Genomic DNA, 24829 nt, shown 5'->3' on the forward strand with positions numbered 1-24829 from the left:
CCTAGGCGAGGWGCCGAGTGGTGGGGCAAGAGCGTTTTGCTTACTTTTGCGCTCTTCAAAAGTGAGCCGCTGTAAGAGCGGAACCAATCGAAGCCATCACCCAAATAACGGATATGCCCCCCATCCAACAAATACGAAAGTTCCCCCACGCCAGCCGCTTTGTCCCCGCTTCCCATGTCACCCCCCACCCCCCGAATCCTCTAATTTCCCAACCCTGCGGGAAGCCTCCCGGCCCACGACTGCGCCCGCGCTTTAAACCGGGCCTCCCAGGCACTTACGCGACAGCTGAAAACGGACTTTCTCCTCAACCGTATCCGACTCAAAAAAGCAGGTTACCCCATGCAGTTCAGCAAATTACTGGCAGCTCTTTCCACCCACCCGATCCGCCTGCAAATGGACGAAGGCGACCTGATCATCCTGGGTGACGACGACGCGCTGGATGACGCCCTATGGGACCAACTGATCGCCCACAAACCCCAACTGCTCGACCTCGTCGCCCAACACGGCGGCGACTGGCTCAGCCCGGCCTATCGCATCACCCCGGACATGCTGCCCCTGGTCAACCTCGACCAACCCGCCATCGACCGCATCGTCGCCGCGATCCCCGGCGGGGCGGCGAATGTGCAGGATATCTACCCTCTGGCACCCCTCCAGGAAGGCATGCTCTACCACCATCTGTCAGCGCACCAGGGCGACCCCTACGTGCTGCACGCGCAGTTCGTGTTCGACAGCCGCGCCCGTCTTGAAACCTTCGCCCAGGCCTTGCAATGGGTCATCGACCGCCACGATATCCTGCGCACCTCGATGGCCTGGGATCGCCTCGACGAACCCCTGCAAGTCGTCTGGCGCAAGGCCTCGCTGGCCTGCGAAGAAGCCCGCCTCGACGGCGATGTACTGACCCAACTGCAAGCCCTCTACGACGCCCGCAACTACCGCATGGACCTCGGCCAGGCCCCACTGCTGCGCCTGGTGTTCGCCGAAGACCCGCGCAACCAGCGTGTGGTCGCCATGCTGTTGTTCCACCACACCATCCTCGACCACACCGCCCTAGACGTAGTGCGCCGGGAGATCCAGCTGCACCTCGCCGGCCAGACCGAACACGCCAGTGCACCGGTGCCGTTTCGCAACTACATCGCCCAGGTCCGCCATGGCGTCAGCGAACAGGCTCACGAAGCGTTCTTCCGTGAGATGCTGGCCGATATCGACGAGCCAACCCTGCCGTTCGGCCTGCAGGATGTTCAGGGTGACGGGCATGGCATCGACGAAACCCGCATTGCCGTCGACAGCGACCTGAGCCGCCGTCTAAGGGCCCAGGCAAGGCCGTTGGGTGTCAGCCCGGCCAGCGTGATGCACCTCGCGCTGGCCCAGGTGCTGGGCAAGGTTTCCGCTCGCGAGGCCGTGGTATTTGGCAGCGTGATGCTCGGCCGCATGGGCGCAGGCGAGGGCTCCGACCAGGCCCTGGGCATGTTCATCAACACCCTGCCGCTACGGGTAGATGTAGGCGAACAAAGCGTGCGCGAGGGCGTACAAACCACCCATAAACGCCTGAGCGAATTGCTCGATCACGAACACGCCTCCCTGGCCCTGGCCCAGCGTTGCAGCGGTGTGGCCGCACCCACGCCGTTGTTCAGTGCCATCCTCAATTACCGTCACAGCGATGCCTCGGACACCCAGGCGGTGATCGACATCGCCGAAGGCATCCAGGTGTTGGGCGCCGAAGAACGCACCAACTACCCGCTGACGGTCAACGTCGATGACCTGGGCGAAGGCTTTGCCTTTACCGTGATGGTGGACGCCTCCATCGGCGCGACGCGCATTGCCGGTTACCTGCACACCGCCCTGGAAAACCTGGTGCTGGCCCTGGAACAAACGCCAGATGCACCGTTGCACAACCTGGGCATCCTGCCTGCCGCCGAACGCCAGCATCTGCTGCATGGCCTTAACGCCAGCACCCAGCACTACGCCGATTCAGCCCTGATCCACCAGCAAGTCGAAGCTCATGCCGCCAGCCATCCCGAAGCCATCGCGCTGCGCTTTGAACACGAACACCTGAGCTACCGCGAGCTGAACGAGCGCGCCAACCAGGTTGCGCATTGCCTGCTCAAGCATGGCATCCGCCCCGACGACCGGGTGGCGATCTGTGTCGAACGCGGGCTGGAAATGATCATTGGCCTGCTGGGGATTCTCAAGGCTGGGGCGGGTTATGTGCCGATCGATCCGGCCTACCCGCTGGACCGTATCGCCTACACCCTGAAAGACAGCGCGCCGCTGGCGGTGCTGGTGCAGGACGACACCCGCCACCTGGTGGGCGACGTCACGTCGATCGACCTCAACAGCCTGCAGCACGAGCCCATCGTCAACCCCAACGTTGCAATCAGCGCGTCCAGCCTGGCCTATGTGATCTACACCTCCGGCTCTACCGGCCTGCCCAAGGGCGTGATGATCGAACACCGCAACGTCGCGCGACTGTTCAGCGCCACCGAGCATTGGTTCAAGTTCAACGCCAATGACACCTGGGCGCTGTTCCACTCGTTTGCCTTCGACTTCTCGGTGTGGGAGATCTGGGGCGCGCTGATGCATGGCGGGCAGTTGCTGGTGGTGCCGCAGCTGGTCAGCCGCTCGCCGGACGAGTGTTACGCACTGCTGTGCGAAGCCGGCGTCAGTATTCTCAACCAGACCCCGAGCGCGTTCCGCCAGTTGATCGCGGCGCAGGGCCGCAGCCAGCAACTGCACTCGCTGCGCCAGGTGATCTTCGGCGGTGAAGCCCTGGAACCGGGGATTCTCAAGCCGTGGTACGCCCGGGTGACCAACGCCGGTACGCGGTTGGTCAACATGTATGGCATCACCGAAACCACCGTGCATGTGACCTACCGTGCCCTGGAGGCGGCGGATGCGCAGCGGGTGGGCGTGAGCCCGATTGGCGTGCGCATTCCCGACTTGCAACTGTATGTGCTGGACGCCCGCCGCGAACCGGTGCCGAGCGGCGTAGTCGGGGAGTTGTACGTCGGCGGTGCCGGCGTGGCGCGGGGTTATCTCAACCGCGATGAGCTGACGGCCGAACGTTTTCTGACGGATCCCGCAACCGGCCTGCGCCTGTACAAGACCGGTGACCTCGGCCGGATGCTGGCCGACGGCAGTGTCGAGTACCTGGGGCGCAACGACGACCAGGTGAAGATTCGCGGTTTCCGTATCGAACTGGGGGAAATCGAAGCACGCCTGGCCACCTGCGAAGGTGTGCGCGAAGCCGTGGTGATTGCCCGCGAAGACGAACCGGGCGACAAGCGGCTGGTGGCCTACGTGATTGCCCAGCCTGAACACACGCCCACTGCCGCTGAGCTGCGTGACCACCTGCTGCTGTCCCTCGCCGAGTACATGGTGCCCAGCGCCTTTGTGCTGCTCGACGCGTTCCCGCTTACCACCAACGGCAAGCTCGACCGCAAGGCCTTGCCGGCACCGGACGCCGATGCCCTGGCCCGTCGTGGTTATGAAGCGCCACAAGGCGCGGTGGAAGCCGCGATCGCGAATCTCTGGCAAGACCTGCTCAAGGTCGACCGGGTCGGGCGCCAGGACAACTTTTTCGAGCTGGGCGGCCATTCGTTGCTGGCGGTCAAGCTGATCGAGCGCATGCGCCAGCTCGAGCTGAGCGCCGATGTGCGGGTGCTGTTCGGCCAGCCGACCCTGGCTGCGCTGGCCGCTGCGGTGGGCGGGCAACATGAAGTGCAGGTCCCGGCCAACCTGATCGGCGAAGCGACGCGGCACATCACCCCGGACATGCTGCCGCTGGTGAATCTCGACCAGCAGGCCATCGACCATATCATCGCCAGTGTCCCCGGCGGCATCGCCAACGTGCAGGACATCTACGGCCTGGCCCCGTTGCAGGCCGGCATCCTGTACCACCACCTGGCAACCACCGAAGGCGATCCCTACGTGTTGCAGGTGCAGTTCAGCTTCAGCGGCCATGAGCCGGTCGAGGCGTTTATCCGTGCGCTGCAAAGTGTCATCGAGCGCAACGATATCCTGCGTACCGGGATTGTCTGGGAAGGCCTGGACGAGCCGGTACAGGTGGTCTTGCGCCAGGCGCTGCTGGTGGTTGAGCAGGTTGAAGCCGATCCTTCCAGTGCCGTATTGGCGCAACTGCAGGAACGCTTCGACCCACGCCACTACCGCCTCGTCCTGTCCCGCGCCTCGTTGATGCGGTTTGCCTACGCCGAGGATCACGGCCGTTACGTCGGCATCCTGCTGCTGCACCACATCCTGCTGGACCACACCGCGTTGCAGGTGCTGGTGGAGGAAATGAGCGCGAGCCTTGCAGGCGAAACCTGCTTGCTGCCCGACGCCGTGCAGTACCGCAACTACGTGGCCCAGGCGCGCCTCGGTGTGAGCGCTGCGCAGCATGAGGCGTTCTTCAGCGAAATGCTCGGCGACATCGACGAGCCGACCCTGGCCTTCGGCTTGCAGGACGTGAACCGCGACGGCAGCGGTGTGCGCGAAGCGCACGTGGCATTGGAACCGGCCCTCAGCCTGGGCCTTCGCGAGCAGGCCCGGCAACTGGGGGTGAGTGCCGCAAGCCTGGTGCACCTGGCGTGGGCCCAGGTCCTCGGCCAGGTCTCGGGCCAGGACGACGTGGTCTTCGGCACCGTGCTGCTGGGCCGGCTGCACGGCGGCGAGGGCGCCGACCGGGCGCTGGGAATGTTCATCAATACCTTGCCGTTGCGGGTCAGTGTCGGCGCGGTGGGCGTGCAGGCTGGCGTGCGCGCCACCCATGCGCGGCTGGCACAGTTGCTGGGGCATGAACATGCCTCCTTGTCCCTGGCCCAGCGATGCAGTGGCGTGTCCGGTGCGCTGCCGTTGTTCAGCACCTTGCTCAACTACCGCCACAGCGCGCCGGGTGAAGCGCCGGGCGCCAGCCCGTTCGCCGACGCCGGGATCGAAATCCTCAGTTCCGAGGAGCGCAGCAACTACCCGCTGGTGCTGAACGTCGACGACCTCGGCGCAGGTTTTGCCCTGACCGTGCAAGGCGTGGCGGAGGTGGATGTGCGGCGCGTCGGCGACTACATGCTCAGCGCCTTGCGCAACCTGGCCACGGCACTGCAACAGGCGCCGACCACACCGCTGCATCAAGTGTCGATCCTGCCACCCGCCGAGCGGCATCAAGTGCTGGTGGACTTCAACGCCACTGCCCGCGCCTACCCGGCCACGCACACCGTGCACGGGATCTTCGAAGCCAGCGTCCTGACCAGCCCCGACGCGCTGGCGGTGGTGCACGGCGACGTGTCGCTGACGTACCGCGAACTCAACCTGCGGGCCAATCGCCTGGCCCACTATTTGATCGACCAGGGTGTAAAACCGGGCGACAGCGTGGCCATCGCGCTGCCACGTTCCATCGACCTGCTGGTCAGCCAGCTGGCCATCCTCAAGTGCGCGGCGGTGTACGTGCCGCTGGATATCAATGCACCGGACGAACGCCAGGCGTTCATGGTGCAGGACAGTCATGCCGGGCAGGTGCTGCGTGATCTCGACGGGCTGAACCTCGACAATCAGCCGACCCATAATCCGAACCTGTCCCAGTCTGCCGAAAGCGTGGCGTACATCATGTACACCTCCGGCTCAACCGGTGCGCCCAAGGGCGTGCAGGTGCCCCATCGCGCCGTCTCTCGATTGGTGATCAACAACGGCTACGCCGACTTCAATCACCGCGACCGGGTGGCCTTCGCCTCGAACCCGGCGTTCGACGCTAGCACCCTCGATGTGTGGGCGCCGTTGCTCAACGGCGGCTGCGTGGTGGTGGTCGAGCATGCCACGTTGCTGTCCCAGGCCGCGTTTGGCGCCCTGTTGCAGGAGCAATCCGTCAGCGTGTTGTGGATGACCGCCGGGCTGTTCCATCAGTACGCCGACGGGTTGATACCGATGTTCCGGCAACTGCGCTACTTGATCGTCGGCGGCGATGTGCTCGACCCGCAGGTGATCGCCCGGGTGCTTGAGCACGGCGCGCCGCAGCACCTGCTGAATGGCTATGGCCCCACCGAAGCCACGACGTTTTCCACCACCTTCGAGATCAAGTCGGTGGGTGAGGGCGGTATTCCGATTGGTCGACCGATTGGCAACAGCCGCGCCTACGTGCTGGATGCACGGCAGCAGCCGGTGGCGCTGGGCGTGGTTGGCGAGCTGTACATCGGTGGCGCGGGTGTGGCCAAGGGTTACCTGAACCAGCCGCAATTGACCGCCGAGAAATTTATCGTCGACCCGTTCGGCGATGGGCTGCTGTACCGCACCGGCGACCTGGCGAGCTGGCAGGCGGACGGCACCTTGCTGTACCAGGGCCGCAACGACCATCAGCTGAAAATCCGGGGTTTCCGTATCGAGCCCGGTGAAATCGAAAGCTGCCTCGCCAGCTATTCCGGCGTGAAAGACACGGTGGTGCTGGCCCGTGAAGATGAGCCCGGCGACAAGCGCCTGGTGGCTTACTACACCGCCCAGGCGCCGCTGAGTATTGAAGCGTTGCGAGCGCACCTGCAAAGCCGGCTGCCGGACTACATGGTGCCGTCGGCCTATGTCTGGTTGGAACTGTTGCCGCTGACCGCGAATGGCAAGCTGGACCGCAAGGGCCTGCCTGCGCCGGATCAGGCGTCGCTGCTCAGCCGTGGTTTCGAAGCCCCGGAGGGCGAGGTGGAAACCCTGCTGGCGCAAATCTGGCAGGACGTGCTGAAGGTCGAGCGTGTCGGGCGTTTTGACCACTTCTTTGAACTCGGCGGCCATTCGTTGCTGGCGGTGAGCCTGATCGAGCGCATGCGCCAGGCGGGCCTGAGCGCCGATGTGCGGGTGCTGTTCAACCAGCCAAGCCTGGCGGCGCTGGCGGCGGCGGTGGGCAGTGGCCGGGAAATCGTGGTGCCGGCCAACGGCATTGCGCCGGGCTGCGAGCACATCGCGCCGTCGATGCTGACCCTGGTCAAGCTGGACCAGCCGGCCATCGACCGCATCGTGGCCACGGTGCCCGGCGGTGCGGCCAACGTGCAGGATATCTACCCGCTGGCGCCGTTGCAGGAAGGCATCCTCTACCACCACATCAGTGCCGAACAGGGTGACCCCTACCTGCTGCAATCGCGCATGGCGTTTGACAGCGTCGAGCGTTTGCAGGCCTTCATGGGCGCGCTGCAAAAGGTCGTGGCGCGCCACGATATCCTGCGCACCGGCGTGGTGTGGGAAGGCTTGGACAGCCCGGTGCAAGTGGTGTGGCGTCATGCCGAATTGGTCGTACAGCACATCCCGCTGGACCCGGCCGATGGTGATGTGATCGAACAACTGCACGCGCGTTTTGATGCCCGCCACTACCGCCTGGATATCACCCAGGCGCCGCTGCTGCGCATGGTGTATGCGCAGGACCCGGCCAACCAGCGGGTCGCGGCGATCCTGCTGTTCCATCACCTGGCACTGGACCACACCGCCATGGAAGTGGTCGGCCAGGAAATGCGGGCGTTCCTGTTCAACCAGGCCGATGACTTGCCGGCCGCGGCACCGTTCCGTCACTACGTGGCCCAGGCGCGCCTGGGTGTCAGCGCCCAGGAACACGAGCAGTTCTTCCGTGAAATGCTCGCCGATGTCGACGAGCCCACGCTGCCCTTCGGCGTGCAGGATGTGCAGGGCGATGGCCGGGATATCGAAGAGGCCGAATTGCCCGTCGATGCAGGGCTGGCGCTGCGGGTTCGTGAACAGGCGCGGCAACTGGGGGTCAGCGCTGCGAGCCTGATGCACCTCGCGTGGGCCCAGGTCCTCGGGCTGGTGTCGTGCCGTCAGGACGTGGTATTCGGCACCGTATTGATGGGCCGCATGCAAGCCGGCGAAGGTGCCGACCGGGCATTGGGCATGTTCATCAACACCTTGCCGCTGCGGGTGGAGGTGGGTGCCGACGCGGTACGTGCCGGCGTCAAGGCGACCCACGCCCGGCTCAGTGCCTTGCTGGGCCATGAACATGCGTCCCTGGCGCTGGCCCAGCGGTGCAGCGGCGTGCCGACCTCGATGCCGTTGTTCAGTGCCTTGCTCAACTACCGCCACAGCACCCCGGGCGAAATGGCCCGCGACGGCCACGGTATCTGGGAAGGCGTGCAATTGCTCGGCGGCGAAGAACGCAGCAACTACCCGCTGACCCTGAGTGTGGACGACCTTGGCACAGGCTTTGGCCTGACGGTACTGGCGCTGGAATCCATCGGCGCGCAGCGCCTGTGCGACTCTATGCACAGTGCGCTGGAGCAACTGGTGGAGGCCCTTGAGCACGCGCCGCAAACGCCGTTGCATCAGTTGCCGGTACTGCCTGCCCGCGAACGCGAACACCTGCTGCGCAGCTTCAACGCCACCGCCCGCGACTACCCGCAAGGGCAGACCCTGCACGGCGCTTTCGAAGCCCAGGCCCTGCGCCTGCCGCAGGCGATTGCCGTGAGCCAGGACGGCCAGCACCTGACGTACCAACAGCTCAACCAACGCGCCAACCAATTGGCCCATCACTTGCTGGCGCTGGGCGTACAGCCCGACGACCGTGTGGCGATCTGCTGCCGACGCGGCCCGCAGATGCTGGCGGGCCTGCTGGCGATTCTCAAGGCGGGCGCGGCCTACGTCCCGGTAGACCCGGCCTATCCGGCCGAGCGCATCGCTTACCTGCTGCAAGACAGCGCACCGGTCGCGGTCCTGGCCGAAGAGAGCACCCGTGGCGTGCTCGGTGATATCGCCATCGTCGATCTGCATGGCGCCTATCCCGACGGCACCAATCCCCACGTCGCCAGCCTGACCCCGGCGAACCTCGCCTATGTGATCTACACCTCCGGCTCCACCGGCCAGCCCAAAGGCGTGATGGTGGAACACCGCACCGTGGAAAACCTGGTGCATTGGCACTGTGAAGCCTTCGACCTGCAGGCCGGCAGCCACACCAGCAGCGTGGCCGGCTTCGGTTTCGATGCCATGGCCTGGGAAGTCTGGCCGGCATTGTGCGTGGGGGCGACCTTGCACCTGCCACCGGCCCATGTCGGCAATGAAAACATCGACGAACTGCTGGCCTGGTGGCTGGCCCAGCCGCTGGACGTGAGCTTCCTGCCCACCCCGGTGGCCGAGTACGCGTTCAGCCAGGACCTTGAGCACCCAAGCCTGCGCACCCTGTTGATCGGCGGTGATCGCCTGCGCCAGTTCAGCCATGAGCGACGTTTCGCGGTGATCAACAACTACGGCCCCACCGAAGCCACGGTGGTCGCCACCTCTGGCCGGGTGCGCGCCGGCCAGCCGCTGCATATCGGCAAGCCGATGGCCAATGCCACGGTGTACCTGCTGGATGCACAACAACGGCCGGTGCCGGTGGGTGTGGCCGGTGAGCTGTATGTAGGCGGCCGCGGCGTGGCCCGCGGCTACCTGAATCGCCCGGACCTGACCGCCGAGCGATTCCTCGATGACCCGTTCAACCCGGGCCGCATGTACCGCACCGGCGACCTGGCGCGCTGGCTGCCGGATGGCAACATTGAATATCTGGGCCGCAACGACGACCAGGTAAAAGTCCGGGGCGTGCGCGTCGAGCTGGGAGAAATCGAAACCCGCCTGGCCGCCGTCGACGGCGTCAAGGAAGCCGTGGTGCTGGTGCGCGACGGCCGCCTGGTGGCCTGGTTCACCGAACAAAAACCGCTGGTTATCGAAACCCTGCGCGCCGAGCTGCACAGCCAACTGCCCGAGGCCATGGTGCCGGTGGTCTACGTCAAACTCGACAGCTGGCCGTTGACCGCCAACGGCAAGCTTGACCGCAAGGCGCTGCCGGCACCGGATCAGGCCGCCGTGCTCAGCCGGGAATATGAAGCCCCACGCGGCGAAGTCGAGACCACCCTGGCGCGGATCTGGGCCGAGGTGTTGCAGGTGGAGCAAGTGGGCCGCCATGACCACTTCTTCGAGCTGGGCGGCCATTCCTTGCTGGCGGTAAGCCTGATCGAGCGCATGCGCCAGGCCGGCCTCAGCGCCGATGTGCGGGTGCTGTTCAGCCAGCCGACGCTGGCGGCATTGGCAGCGGCAGTGGGCAGTGGCCGGGAAGTGGTGGTGCCGGTGAATGCCATCGCCGCCGATTGCCCGCGCATCACGCCCTCGATGCTGCCATTGGTGGAGCTGGATCAGCCGATGATCGACCAGATCGTCGCCAGCGTGCCGGGTGGCGCCGCCAATGTGCAGGATATTTACCCGCTGGCACCGTTACAGGAAGGCATTCTTTACCACTACATCACGGCGGAGCAGGGCGATCCGTACCTGCTGCAATCGCACCTCGCATTCGATACCCAGGCGCGCCTGGACAGCTTCGCCCAGGCCTTGCAGCAGGTGATCGACCGCCACGACATCCTGCGTACCGGTGTGGTCTGGGAAGGCTTGGCGCAGCCGGTGCAAGTGGTGTGGCGCAAGGCTCGATTGACGGTCGAAGCGCTGCATCTGGACGGTGATGTGCTGGCCGGCCTGCATCAGCGTTTCGACGCCCGGCGCTACCGGCTGGACATCGCCCAGGCGCCGCTGATCCGCCTGATGTACGCCAACGACCCGGCCAATCAGCGGGTGGTGGCGGTGCTGCTGTATCACCACATCGTGCTGGACCACACCGCGTTCGACGTGGTGCTGCGGGAAATGCAGGGCTACCTGCTGGGGCACCCCGCACCGCAGTCCGCGCCGATGCCTTATCGCAACTACGTGGCGCAGGCGCGACTGGGTGTCAGCGAGCAGGAACATGAAGGGTTCTTCCGCGAGATGCTTGGCGATATCCATGAGCCAACGCTGCCGTTTGGCTTGCAGGATGTGCAGGGCGATGGTCGGGATATCGAAGAATTCACGCATCACCTGGACGCTGCCGTCAGCCGGCGCCTCAGGGCCCAGGCACGCCTGCTGGGCGTTAGCACCGCGAGCCTGTTCCACCTGGCATGGGCGCAGGTGTTGGCGGTGACGTCGGGCAAGCCGAATGTGGTGTTTGGCACGGTGCTGGTCGGCCGGATGCAGGGCGGCGAGGGCGCGGACCGGGCCCTTGGCGTGTTCATCAACACCCTGCCATTGCGCCTGGATATCGACGGGCAAGGCGTGCGCGACAGCGTGCGCAGCACCCATGCCCGGCTCACCGCGCTGCTGGGCCATGAACATGCTTCCCTGGCCCTGGCCCAGCGTTGCAGCGGGGTGGCGGCGCCGCTGCCGCTGTTCAGCTCGATGCTCAATTATCGCCACCGGGGCGGCGCCACCCGTTCACAGGACGCGCAGCACGCCTGGGAAGGCATGCAGACCCTGACCAATGACGGGCGCACCAACTATCCGTTGACCCTGAACGTCGATGACCTGGGTGATGGTTATGACTTCACCGCGTTGACCCCGGCCCAGGTGGGCGCACAACGGGTCTGCGGTTATATGCAGATGGCGTTGACCCAGTTGGTGGAGGCCCTGGAGCACGCGCCGCACCAGGCCCTTGACCGCCTGCCGATCCTGGGGGATGCAGAGCGTCAGCAACTGCTGTTTGATTTCAATGCCACCGAGGTTGACTACGACCTGGCGCAGACCCTGCACGGCCTGTTCGAGGCCCAGGTCGAGCGCACGCCGGATGCATTGGCGGTTAAGGCGGGTGAGCAATGCCTGACCTATGCCGAGCTGAACCAGCGCGCCAACCAACTGGCGCACCACCTGCGGGAACTGGGCGTGCAGCCGGATGCGCGGGTGGCGATTTGCGTCGAGCGTGGTCTGGAGATGGTCATCGGTCTGTTTGCGATCCTCAAGGCCGGTGGTGGTTATGTGCCGCTGGACCCGGCGTACCCGCTGGATCGCCTCGCCTACATGCTGCAAGACAGCCAGCCCGCGGCGCTGCTGGTGCAGGGCGCTACCCGTTCGTTGCTGGGCGACGTGACGGTGCCGGTGGTGGATCTTGACCAGAACACCTGGGCGCACCAGCCGGTGTCCAACCCACAGGTTCCCGGGTTGACCGCGCAGCACCAGGCCTACGTGATCTACACCTCCGGCTCCACCGGCCAACCCAAGGGCGTGATCAACGAGCACGCGGGTGTGGTCAACCGCCTGCTGTGGATGCAGGACGCCTACGGCCTGAACGCCACTGATGCGGTACTGCAGAAAACCCCGTTCAGCTTCGATGTGTCGGTGTGGGAGTTCTTCTGGCCCCTGTTCACCGGTGCGCGGCTGGTCATGGCACGCCCCGGCGGGCACAAGGAGCCGGCTTACCTGTGCGAGGTGATCGCGGCAGAACAGATCACCACCTTGCACTTCGTGCCGTCGATGCTCGATGTGTTCCTGGCCCACGGTGATGTCAGCCAGGGCGCCGGGCTGCTGCGGGTGATGTGCAGCGGCGAAGCCTTGCCCGGCAGCCTGGTGCGGCGCTTCAAGCAGCAATTGCCCGGCATCGGCTTGTACAACCTCTATGGCCCGACGGAAGCCGCAGTGGACGTGACCGCCTGGAACTGCGCCAGGCCCGTGGTGCCGGACAACACGCCTATCGGCAAGCCGATTGCCAACACCCGCATGTACCTGCTGGATGCCCGGTTGCAACCGGTGCCGCTGGGCGTGGTGGGCGAGCTGTTTATCGCCGGTGTGCAAGTGGCTCGCGGCTACCTGCACCGTCCCGAGCTGACGGCCGAGCGCTTCCTCAAGGACCCGTTCAACCCAGGCCGGATGTACCGCACCGGTGACGTCGGGCGCTACCTGCCGGATGGCAATATCGAGTACCTGGGCCGTAATGACGACCAGGTAAAAATCCGTGGCCTGCGTATTGAACTCGGAGAAATCCAGGCGCGGCTGACCGAGTACCCACAGGTGAAGGAAGCGGCCGTGTTGGCCCGCGACGAACGCCTGGTGGCGTACTACACCGGCGTGCCAGCCGATATCGAACAGTTGCGGGCGCACCTGCTGGCGCGTTTGCCGGACTTCATGGTGCCTGCGGTATTCGTGTATCTGGACGCTCTGCCCCTGAGCCCCAACGGCAAGCTCGACCGCAAGGCCTTGCCGACGCCGGGTGTGGAATCACTGATCGTGCGCGAGTACGAGGCCCCGGTGGGCGCTACCGAAATCACCCTGGCGCGGCTGTGGACCGAGCTGCTGAAGGTGGAGCGGGTCGGGCGTCACGACAACTTTTTCGAGCTGGGCGGGCACTCGTTGCTGGCCGTCAGCTTGATCGGACGCTTGCGTCAGGAAGGCATGGAAGCCGATGTGCGGGGCCTGTTCGAACAGCCGACCCTGGCCGGCTACGCCGCAATTACCGAACGAATGGAGATCGTCCTGTGAGCATCATCGAACTGTTGGCGACACTCAAGGCCAAGGATGTGCAACTGGCGCTCAAGGGCGATCAGTTGTCGGTGCAAGGCAACAAGCAGGCCCTGAGCGACGCGGCACTGGTGGCCTCGCTGCGCGAACACAAGCCGGCGCTGATCGAGCTGATCAAGGCCGGGGAGTACTCGGCCATCAAGGCCGGTGAGGTGCAGGTGCCGGCCAATGGCATTCCACCGGGCGCTACCTCGATTACCCCGCAGATGCTGAGCCTGTCGACCCTCAGCCAGGCGTCCATCGACCGTATCCTCGAGACCGTCGAGGGTGGCGTCGCCAATGTGCAGGACATCTACCCGCTGGCACCGTTGCAGGAGGGCATCCTCTACCACCATGTGAGTGCCGAGCACGGCGACCCGTACATCATGCAGTCGCTGTTTGCCTTCGACAGCCTTGAGCGTTTCGAGGGCTTTGCCCTGGCCTTGCAACAGGTGATCGACCGTCACGACATCCTGCGGACCGGCGTGGTGTGGGAAGGCCTGGAAGAACCGTCGCAAGTGGTCTGGCGCACGGCGCGCCTGCCGGTGCAGGCGATTGAACTGGACCCGGCAGACGGCGATATCGCCGCCCAGTTGCATCGCCTGTTCGATGGCCGCCACTACCGCATGGACGTGACCCGCGCGCCGCTGCTGCGCCTGGTGCGGGCCTGGGATGAAGCCGGCCAACGGGTGGTGGCGATGCTGTTGTTCCACCACATGGCCCTGGACCACAGCGCGCTGGAAGTGGTCTGCCACGAGATGCAAGCCTGCCTGCTGGGCAGGGCGGCTGAACTGGGCCAGGCGGTGCCGTTTCGCAACTATGTCGCCCAGGCGCGCCTGGGCATCAGCGAGCAGGAGCACGAAGGGTTCTTCCGGCAGATGCTCGGCGACATCAGCGAGCCGACCTTGCCCTACGGCCTGCAGGATGTGCAGGGCGACGGCGACAACATCCAGGAGATCAGCCTGCCGCTGGCCCCGCAGTTGAGCCGGCGCTTGCGCGCCCAGGCCCGGCAGTTGGGCGTCAGCGCCGCGAGCCTGTTCCACATGGGCTGGGCCCAGGTGCTGGGAGTGCTGGCGGGCAAGGAACAGGTGGTGTTCGGCACGGTGCTGATGGGCCGCATGCAGGGCAGCCACGACACCGACCGTGCCCTGGGGATCTTTATCAACACCTTGCCATTGCGGGTGGATGTAGGCGCCGAAGACGTGCGCACCGGGGTCAAGGCGACCCATGCCCGGCTGACCACCTTGCTGCGTCACGAACACGCGGCGCTGGCCCTGGCCCAGCGTTGCAGCGGTGTAGTGGCGCCGACGCCGCTGTTCAGCGCGTTGCTCAACTACCGCCATAGCGCAGGCGGCGCGAGCGCCGAAGCGGTCTCGGCCTGGCAGGGTATTCAAGCGTTGCGCTCCGAGGAACGCACCAACTACCCGTTGACCCTGAGCGTCGACGACCTGGGCGAAGGCTTCAGCCTGAGCCTGTTGGCCTGCGCCCAGGTTGATCCGCAGCGGGTGTGCGCTTATCTGCAAACTGCCCTGGAGAATTTGGTACAGGCGCTGGAACAGGCACCCGAAACACCCTTGAATCGCTTGTCGGTGTTGCCCGAGGCGGAGCAGCGGCACTTGCTGGAGCAGTTCAACGCGACAGCCATCGACTTCCCCCAAGGCACCACCCTGCATGGGCGTATCGAGACCCAGACCCTGCTGACCCCGGACGCGGTGGCCGCGGTGTATCAAGGCCGCCAGCTGACCTACGCCGAGTTGAATCAACAAGCCAACCTGCTGGCCCATCACCTGCTGGCGCTGGGGGTAAAACCCGACGACCGCGTGGCCATCGTTGCCCGGCGCGGGCTGGACACCCTGGCCGGGTTGCTGGCGATCCTCAAGTCCGGCGCCTGCTATGTACCGGTGGACCCGTCGCACCCGGCCGAGCGCCTGAGCTACCTGCTCGGCGACAGCGCGCCGGTCGCGGTACTGACCCAGCATGCACTGCTGGAGCGCCTGCCCGCGCTCGATGTGCCGGTGATCAACCTGGACCGTTTTACCTGGCATCACCATTCGGCGAGCAACCCGCAGGTGGCCGTCACGCCCACCAACCTGGCCTACGTGATCTACACCTCCGGCTCCACCGGCCTGCCCAAGGGCGTGATGGTGGAACATCACACCGTGGCCAACCTGGTGGACTGGCATTGCACGGCGTTTGACCTGTGCGCAGGCCGCCACACCGCGAGCGTTGCCGGGTTTGGCTTTGACGCGATGGCCTGGGAAGTCTGGCCGGCACTGTGCGTGGGGGCCACCTTGCACCTGCCGCCGGCCCACGACGGCGCTGAAGATATCGACGCGCTGCTGGACTGGTGGCGCGCGCAACCGCTGGACGTGTGTTTCCTGCCCACGCCGGTGGCCGAATATGCGTTCAGCCAGAACATCGAGCACCCGACCCTGCGCACCTTGCTGATTGGCGGCGACCGCCTGCGCCAGTTCACCCGGGCCCAGCGTTTCGAGGTGATCAACAACTACGGCCCCACCGAAGCCACGGTGGTGGCGACCTCCGGGCGGATCGAGCCCGGGCAGCCGTTGCACATCGGCAAGCCCATTTCCAACGCCACGGTTTACCTGCTGGACGAACAGCAGCGCCCGGTGCCCTTGGGGGTTGCCGGTGAACTGTACGTGGGCGGCAAGGGCGTGGCGCGGGGTTATCTCAATCGCCCGGAAATGACCGCCGAACGTTTCCTGAATGACCCATTCAATTCGGGCCGCATGTACCGCACCGGCGACCTGGCGCGCTGGTTGCCGGACGGAAATATCGAGTACCTGGGCCGCAACGACGACCAGGTGAAAATCCGCGGTGTGCGCATCGAACTGGGGGAAATCGAAACCCGCCTCAACCAGCTGCCTGGCCTTCAGGAAGTGGTGGTGCTGGCCCGTGAAGACCAACCGGGCCAGCCACGGCTGGTGGCTTACTTCACCGAAAACCCGCAATTCGAACCGCTTCAGGTGGGCGAGGTTCGTGCCCATCTGGTGGCGCACTTGCCGGACTACATGGTGCCGGTGGCCTACGTGAAACTCGATGCGTTGCCCCTGACTGCCAACGGCAAACTGGACCGCAAGGCCCTGCCAAAGCCGGACCTGGCCGCCGTCTTCACTCGCGAATACGAGGCGCCTCATAACGATATCGAAACCGTCCTCGCGCAGATCTGGGCCGATGTGTTGCAAGTGGAACGTGTTGGGCGCCAGGATCATTTCTTTGAGTTGGGCGGCCATTCGTTGCTGGCCATGCGCATGGTGTCCCAGGTTCGCCAGCAACTGGGGGTCGACCTGGCACTGGGCGAACTGTTCGCCAATGCCGAACTGGCGGCGGTGGCGCAGGTAGTGGCCCAGGCCGGGCGCAGCACCTTGCCGGATATCCTGCCGGCGGCGCGGGACACGGAGTTGCCGTTGTCGTTTGCCCAGCAACGCCTGTGGTTCCTGGCGTTGATGGAGGGCGCCAACACCGCCTACAACATTCCCATCGGCCTGCGCCTGCGCGGGCAGTTGCACGTCGACGCGCTGCAACGGGCCCTGGCACGGATCGTCGCGCGGCATGAGACCTTGCGCAGCCGGTTTGCCCAGCAGGATGACGACGCCCAGGTGCTGATCGTGCCGCCTGAAGAAGTGATGCCCCTGCAAGTCCAGGACCTGCGCCGCCACCCCGAAGCACAGCAGGTGCTTGACGCGTTGATCCAGGGCGAAGCCTCGGCGCCTTTTGATTTGCAGCGCGGCCCGCTGTTGCGCGGGCGCCTGGTGATCATGGCCGACGATCACCACGTGTTGCTGCTGACTATCCACCACATCGTGTCCGATGGCTGGTCCATGGGCGTGCTGACCCGCGAACTGATGGCGCTGTACCAGGCGTTCAGCCACGATGAGGCTGACCCACTGCCGCCGTTGCCGATCCAGTACAGCGACTTTGCCGTATGGCAGCGCCTGTGGCTGAGCGGCGAAGTGCTGCATCGCCAGAGCAGCTACTGGCAACACACCCTGGCCGGTGCGCCGGCGTTGCTGATGTTGCCGACCGACCGCCCACGCCCGGCCCAGCAGGACTACGCCGGCAGCAGCGTCGAGGTGCACCTGGATGAGCGCCTGAGCGCCGGGCTCAAGGCCCTCAGCCAGCGCCACGGCACCACGCTGTACATGGTGATGATGACGGCGTGGGCCTCGTTGCTCGCGCGTTTGGCCGGGCAGGAGGAAGTGGTGATCGGCTCGCCGGTCGCCAACCGCCAGCGGGCCGAGGTGGAAGGCCTGATCGGGTTGTTCGTCAACACCCTGGCAGTGCGCATTGATACCTCGGGCGAACTGAGTGCCGAGGCGCTGCTGGCGCGGGTCAAGGGGCTGGCGCTGGACGCCCAGGCTCATCAGGATCTGCCGTTTGAGCAGGTGGTGGAAATCACCCGGCCATTGCGCAGCCTGGCCCATAGCCCGCTGTTCCAGACGATGTTGACCTGGCAGGACAGTGACGCGCCGGTGCTGGCCCTCGGCGACCTGAGCCTTGAAGGAATCGTGGAGGACAGTCACTTTGCCAAGTTCGACCTGTCCCTGAACCTCGGCGAGACCCGGGGCGAAATTCGCGGCACCCTGGAATACGCCATCGCGTTGTTCGACGAGTCGACCATGCAACGCTATGTCGGCTATTTCACCCGCGTGCTGCAGGCCATGGTGGGTAACGATCAGGCGGTGCTGGAGCAGGCTGACTTGCTGGACGATCAGGAGCGCCAGCATCTGCTGTTCGACTTCAATAACACCACAGTGGATTACAACCTCGACCAGACGCTGCACGGTATGTTCGAAGCCCAGGTGGCGAGAACGCCGGATGCGCTTGCGGTGAAGGCAGGCTCGGAGTGCCTGAGCTATCGCGAGCTGAACGAACGGGCCAATCAGTTGGCGCACCATCTGCGGGAGCTGGGTGTACAGCCGGATTCGCGGGTGGCGATTTGCGTCGAGCGCGGCCTGGAGATGGTCATTGGCCTGTTCGCAATCCTCAAGGCGGGCGGCGGTTATGTGCCGCTGGACCCGGCGTATCCGCTGGAACGTATCGCCTACATGCTCAAGGACAGCGCCCCGGCCGCCGTGTTGGTGCAGGGCGAAACCCGTTCGTTGCTGGGCGACGTCACGGTGCCGCTGGTGGACCTGGACCGGAACACCTGGCAGCACCAACCAACGTCCAACCCACGAGTGGATGGGCTGACCGCGCAGCATCAGGCCTACGTGATCTACACCTCGGGTTCTACCGGCCAACCGAAAGGCGTGATCAACGAGCACGCGGGCGTGGTCAACCGCCTGCTGTGGATGCAGGACGAGTACGGACTGACTGCCCAGGACAGGGTGTTGCAGAAAACCCCGTTCAGCTTCGACGTGTCGGTGTGGGAGTTCTTCTGGCCGCTGTTCACCGGCGCGCGGTTGGTGATGGCGCGTCCTGGCGGGCATAAAGACCCGGCCTACCTGTGTGAGGTGATCGAGGCGGAGCAGATCACCACGCTGCACTTTGTGCCGTCGATGCTCGATGTGTTCCTGGCCCACGGCGACGTCAGCCAGAGCGCCGGGCTGGTGCGGGTGATGTGCAGTGGTGAAGCGTTGCCCGGCAGCCTGGTGCGCCGCTTCAAACAGCAGTTGCCGGGCATCGGTTTGTACAACCTTTATGGCCCGACCGAGGCGGCGGTGGACGTGACGGCGTGGGATTGCGCCGGGCCTGTCACGCCGGACAACACCCCCATCGGCAAGCCGATTGCCAACACCCGCATGTACCTGCTGGACGGGCAGTTGCAGCCTGTTCCGTTGGGTGTGGTGGGCGAGTTGTTCATCGGTGGCGTGCAAGTGGCGCGGGGTTACCTGCACCGTCCTGAGCTGACGGCCGAGCGCTTCCTCAAGAACCCGTTCAGCGCGGGCCGGATGTACCGCACCGGCGACGTCGGGCGCTACCTGCCGGACGGCACCATCGAGTATTTGGGCCGCAATGACGACCAGGTGAAAATCCGTGGCTTGCGCATCGAACTGGGGGAGATCCAGGCGCGACTGCTGCAATTCCCGCAGATCAACGAAGCCGCCGTGGTCGCCCGCGATTCACGGCTGGTGGCTTACTACACCGGCGTGCCGGCGCAAATCGACGCTTTGCGCAGCCATTTGCTGGAACACCTGCCGGACTACATGGTACCGGCCACCTTCATGCACCTGGAGGCCTTGCCCCTGAGCCCCAATGGCAAGCTCGACCGCAAGGCACTGCCGGCGCCAGGCCTGGAATCGGTGAGCGCCCGGGAGTACGTCGCGCCTGTGGGGGAAACCGAAATCACCCTGGCCGGCCTCTGGGCGGATTTGCTCAAGGTGGAGCGTGTCGGTCGGCACGACCATTTCTTCGAGCTGGGCGGCCATTCGCTGCTGGCCGCCAGCCTGATCGGCCGCATGCGTCGGGTCGGGTTGTCGGCGGATGTGAAAGTGTTGTTTGGTCAACCCACCCTTGCAGCCTTGGCGGCTGCCGTGGGTGGTGGTCGCGAAGTGGTGGTGCCAGCCAATGGGATCGCCGCGGATTGCACGCGGATCACCCCGGACATGCTGACGCTGGTGAACTTGAAGCAACCCGCCATCGACCGCCTTGTCGCGAGCATTCCCGGCGGCGCGGCCAACGTTCAGGACATTTACCCGCTGGCGCCGTTGCAGGCCGGGATCCTGTATCACCATCGCGCAGTGCAACAGGGTGACGCGTACCTGTTGCAGGCGCAGTTTGCCTTCGCCAGCGTCGAGCGCCTTGAAGCGTTTGCCCAGGCGTTGCAGGCGGTGATCGAGCGGCAGGATATCCTGCGCTCGTCGATGCACTGGGACGGGCTGGAAGAACCGGTGCAGGTGGTGTGGCGCCAGGCCTCGTTGCGGGTTGAGCCGATTCAACTGGCGGGCGATGTGCTGGAGCAATTGCAGGCGCGCTTCGAACAGCATCGGCTGAACTTGGCTCAGGCACCGCTGATGCGCCTGGTATACGCCGAGGACCCGGCCAACCAGCGGGTGGTTGCGTTGTTGCTGTTCCATCATCTGGTGATGGACCACGTTGCGCTGGAGGTGCTGCAGCACGAGATGCAGGCGTGCTTGCTCGGCCGGCGCGAGCAGTTGGGTGCGGCGGTGCCGTATCGCAATTATGTGGCGCAGACGCGGTTGGGCATGCGCGAGGAAGAGCACGAAGCGTTCTTCCGCGAGATGCTCGGGGAGGTCGATGAGCCGACGCTGGCATTGAGTGCACCGGGTGAAGCGCAACAGGCACATTTGCGCGTCGACCCGCTGTTGAACGGGCGCCTGCGCACCCTGGCACGGCAGCTTGGGGTGAGTGCTGCGAGCCTGATGCACCTGGCCTGGGCGCAGGTGCTGGGTAAGGTTTCCGGCCGCGAGCAGGTGGTGTTCGGCACCGTATTGCTGGGCCGGCTGCAAGGCGGCGAAGGCGCCGAACGTGCCTTGGGCGTGTTCATCAACACCTTGCCGCTGCGGGTCGACCTGGGTGAGCGCACGGTGCACGCAGCGCTGATGGCAACCCACGCAAGCCTGACCCGGTTGCTCAGTCACGAACATGCGCCACTGGCCCTGGCCCAGCGTTGCAGCGGGCTGCCGGCCAATACGCCGCTGTTCAGCGTGCTGTTCAACTATCGCCACAGCGCCCCGCACGCTGGCGGCGTAGCCGAGGCGTGGCAGGGCATGCAGGTGCTCAAGGCCGAGGAACGTACCAACTTTGCGCTGTCCCTGAGTGTCGATGACCTGGGCGACGGGTTTGGCTTTGACGCCATGGGGCAGGGCGCGCCACGCCTCTGCGAGTACCTGCATGTTGCCCTGGAGCAACTGGTGCAGGCCCTGGAACAGAATGCAGGGGGCTCAATCAGCCAACTGTCGATTCTGCCGGCGGCGGAGCGTGAAAAACTGCGGATGGAATTCAACGCCACCCAGCGCGAATTCCCTCACGAACATACGGTGCAGCGTTTGTTCGAAGCCCAGGCCCAGGCACGCCCGGGTGCTATCGCAGTGGTGCATGGTGAACACACCCTGAGTTACGGCGCGCTGAACACCCGAGCCAACCAGTTGGCGCACCACCTGCGCAACCTGGGCGTGCAGCCCGGCGACCATGTGGCGATCCTGTTGCCGCGCTCGATTGACCTGTTGCTCAGCCAACTGGCAATCCTCAAATGCGCGGCGGCCTACGTGCCGCTGGACATCAACGCCCCGGCCGAGCGTCAGGCCTTTATGGTGCAGGACAGTGGCGCAGTGTGGCTGTTGACCCACAGCAGCGAGCCCGTCGCTTACCCGGCCCGACGTATCGACCTCGACACCCTGGCGCTGGACCCGCAACCGAGCCACAACCCGGACCTGTCGCAGTCCTCGGAGCGCGTGGCGTACATCATGTACACCTCCGGCTCCACCGGCACTCCCAAAGGCGTGCTGGTACCGCACCGGGGCATCACGCGGCTGGTGATCAATAACGGCTACGCCGATTTCAACGCCCATGACCGCGTGACGTTCGCTTCCAACCCCGCGTTCGACGCGAGCACCATGGACGTGTGGGGCCCCTTGCTCAACGGCGGCCAGGTGCTGGTGATCGACCATGCGACCTTGCTCGACCCCGGCGCGTTTGGCCGGGCACTGAAGGCGGGCGGGGCGACGATCCTGTTCGTCACCACTGCGCTGTTCAACCAGTACGTGCAATTGATTCCCGACGCGTTGGCCGGGCTGCGCATCCTGTTGTGCGGCGGCGAACGGGCCGATCCGGCGGCGTTCCGCAGCCTGCTGGCCCAGGCGCCGGCACTGCGGCTGGTGCATTGCTACGGCCCGACGGAAACCACCACTTACGCCACCACGCATGAAGTGCAGGCCATCGCCGCCGATGCCGAAAGCGTGCCGATCGGCAGGCCGATTGCCAACACGCAAATCCACCTGCTGGATGCGCACTTGCAGCCGGTGCCGCTGGGCGTGGTCGGGGAAATCTGCATTGGCGGGCATGGCGTGGCCAAGGGGTACCTGAACCGGCCGGAGCTGACGGCCGAGAAGTTTGTCGATGATCCGTTTGGCGATGGCTTGTTGTACCGCACCGGCGACCTTGGGCGCTGGTCGGCGGACGGACTGCTGGAGTGCATCGGGCGTAATGACGACCAGGTGAAGATCCGCGGCTTCCGCATCGAGTTGGGCGAGATCGAAGCACGCCTGGCCACCTGCAGCGGCATCAAGGATGTGGTGGTGCTGGCACGAGAAGATGCGCCGGGGGACAAGCGCCTGGTGGCGTACTACACCGGCGAGCCGCTGGCCATCGAAGTGTTGCGCAGTCATCTGCTGCAGCACCTGCCGGACTACATGGTGCCATCGGCCTATGTACCGCTGGAAAAAATGCCCCTGACGGCCAACGGCAAGGTCGACCGCAAGGCCCTGCCGGTGCCCGCGCTGGAGGCATCGGCGAGCCGCGTGTTCGAGGCGCCGGCGAACGAGCTGGAACAGACCCTGGCACGCCTCTGGGCCGAGGTGTTGCGGCTGGAGCAGGTCGGTCGGCATGACAGTTTCTTTGAACTGGGTGGCCATTCGTTGCTGGCGATCCGGCTGGTCAACCTGATGGAAGAGGCGGGGCTTGAGGTGTCTTTGGCCGAGCTGTTCCAGCACGCCAGCGTGGCCTCGGTTGCCTCGATGCTCGGTCAGCGCACGGCGCGGGAGGACAACAGCTCGCTGATCACCGTACGCGCCAGCGGCAGCCAGCCGCCGTTGTTCCTGGTGCATGAGTTCAGCGGCATGGACGTGTATTTCCCGGCGCTGGGCCGGCACCTGCCGGGGGACTACCCGATCTATGGCTTGCCCGGTGCACCCCTTGGCGAGGTGCAGTTGCAGACCATGGAAGGCCTGGCGGCGCGGCTGGTGGGGATTATCCGCTCGGTGCAGCCCCATGGGCCGTATCGGCTGGCGGGTTGGTCGTTCGGCGGGGTGTTGGCCTATGAAGTGGCGATGCAACTGCAGGGGCTGGACGAACCGGTGGCATTCCTCGGGTTGATCGACAGCTACGTGCCGCGCATGACCGACCAGGGCAAGGCGCGCTGGAGCGGGCCGGATGCCCTCAAGCGGCATTTGCTGTTGCAGTGCACGGCGTATTGGAAGGCACAGGGAGGTGTGGATGAGTTGGCGAGCCTTGAGCAACTGGAAGCGGACATTGGACAGCTGGACTTTGCGGGTTTGCTGCAACGCTGCCGCGATCGGCATTTGCTGTACGCGCAGATGGCGGCGGCTTCGGACGCGGACCTGTTGAGTTTTATCCAGCGGGAAGTCGGGCATGGGCATGCGTTGGCGCATTACAGCCTGTTCCCGATGCCGTTGGCGGTGCACTTGTTCAGCGCCGCCGAGCGGCCGACGGAGCTGTCGCGACGCAGCCTGGATTTGGGTTGGGATGAAGCGTTGGCCCCTGGGCAACTGCGCCGGGTTGAAGTGCCGGGGGATCACCAGAGCATGATGCAGGCACCGCATATCCAGGCGTTGGGGCAGGCGATGGTTGAGGCCCTGGCGTTGAGTGAGGCGCCGGCTGTGGCGGTGCATCAGCCGTTGTTGCGGATCCAGAGCGGACGCGCCGGGCATGCGCCGATTTTCTGTGTGCCGGGGGCGGGGGATAGCGTGACGGGGTTTGTGGGGTTGACCGAGGCGTTGGGCCGGGACTGGCCGATCTTTGGCTTGCAGCCCCGTGGGCTGGATGGGGAGGTGGTGCCCCATAGCCAGGTTGAGGCGGCGGCGCGCTGTTATTTGCAGGCCTTGGAGCAGGAATGTCCTTCGGGGCCGGTGCATTTGGTGGGGCATTCGTTTGGCGGCTGGGTGGTATTCGAGATGGCCGCGCGGTTGCAGGCCCTGGGGCGTGAGGTGGCGTCGTTGACGTTGATCGACAGCGAGGCGCCCGGGGGCAATGGGGTGGTGGGCCGGCCCTATACCACGACGGCGGCGTTGTTGCGGCTGATTGAGTCGATGCAGGTGGCTTCGGGTAAGTCCCTGGGGATTGATGCGGTGGATTTTGCCGGGCGCGATGAAGTGGAGCAGCGAAGGTTGTTGCATGGGGGGATGGTGGGGGTTGGGTTGTTGCCGGCGCGGTCTTCGGTGGATGCCATGGATGGGCCGGCGCGCACGTATGCGTCGGCGTTGCGCACGGTTTATCGGCCTGGTCGGCGGTATGAGGGGGCGGTGCGGTTGGTGTTGGCGGAGGATCCGACCCTCGATGCGGCGGGGAATCAGCGGGAGCAAGGGTGGATGGTTGAGGGGTGGCGCGGGTGCGTGGGGGTGTTGGAGGTTTGGTATGGGCCGGGGAATCATTTTTCGCTGCTCAAGGCGCCGAACGTCTTTAGTTTGGCGGCTTGGTGGCGGGATGGGGTTGTGGTTGGGGAGCGGGTTTCGTGAGTGTACATATCCGTTGCTGCGGTAACGGCTACTTAGGGTTCCGCTCTTACAGCGRGTCACTTTTGGCAAACGCCCCAAAAGTAACCAAAAGGTCTTTGCCCCACCACTCGGTGCCTCGCTCAGGCTCGGCATGCCCGCACTCCGGCCCGGTT

At 65.3% G+C, this 24829-nt stretch carries 1 protein-coding gene and 1 pseudogene; both read left to right on the forward strand.

All coding sequences use genetic code 11. The features are described 5' to 3' along the window. Positions 1–339 precede the first annotated feature (339 nt). Positions 340–13263, forward strand: a complete 12924-nt coding sequence (locus A462_RS30170; RefSeq protein ID WP_008430918.1) for a non-ribosomal peptide synthetase — start codon at positions 340–342, stop codon at positions 13261–13263. Continuing rightward, positions 13260–24677, forward strand: a pseudogene (locus A462_RS30165) (amino acid adenylation domain-containing protein); the annotation flags it as partial. The gene A462_RS30170 and the pseudogene A462_RS30165, both read left to right, overlap by 4 nt. Between the last annotated feature and the right edge of the window lie 152 nt (positions 24678–24829).

The organism is Pseudomonas sp. Ag1, from assembly GCF_000278565.1.
Lineage (GTDB): Bacteria > Pseudomonadota > Gammaproteobacteria > Pseudomonadales > Pseudomonadaceae > Aquipseudomonas.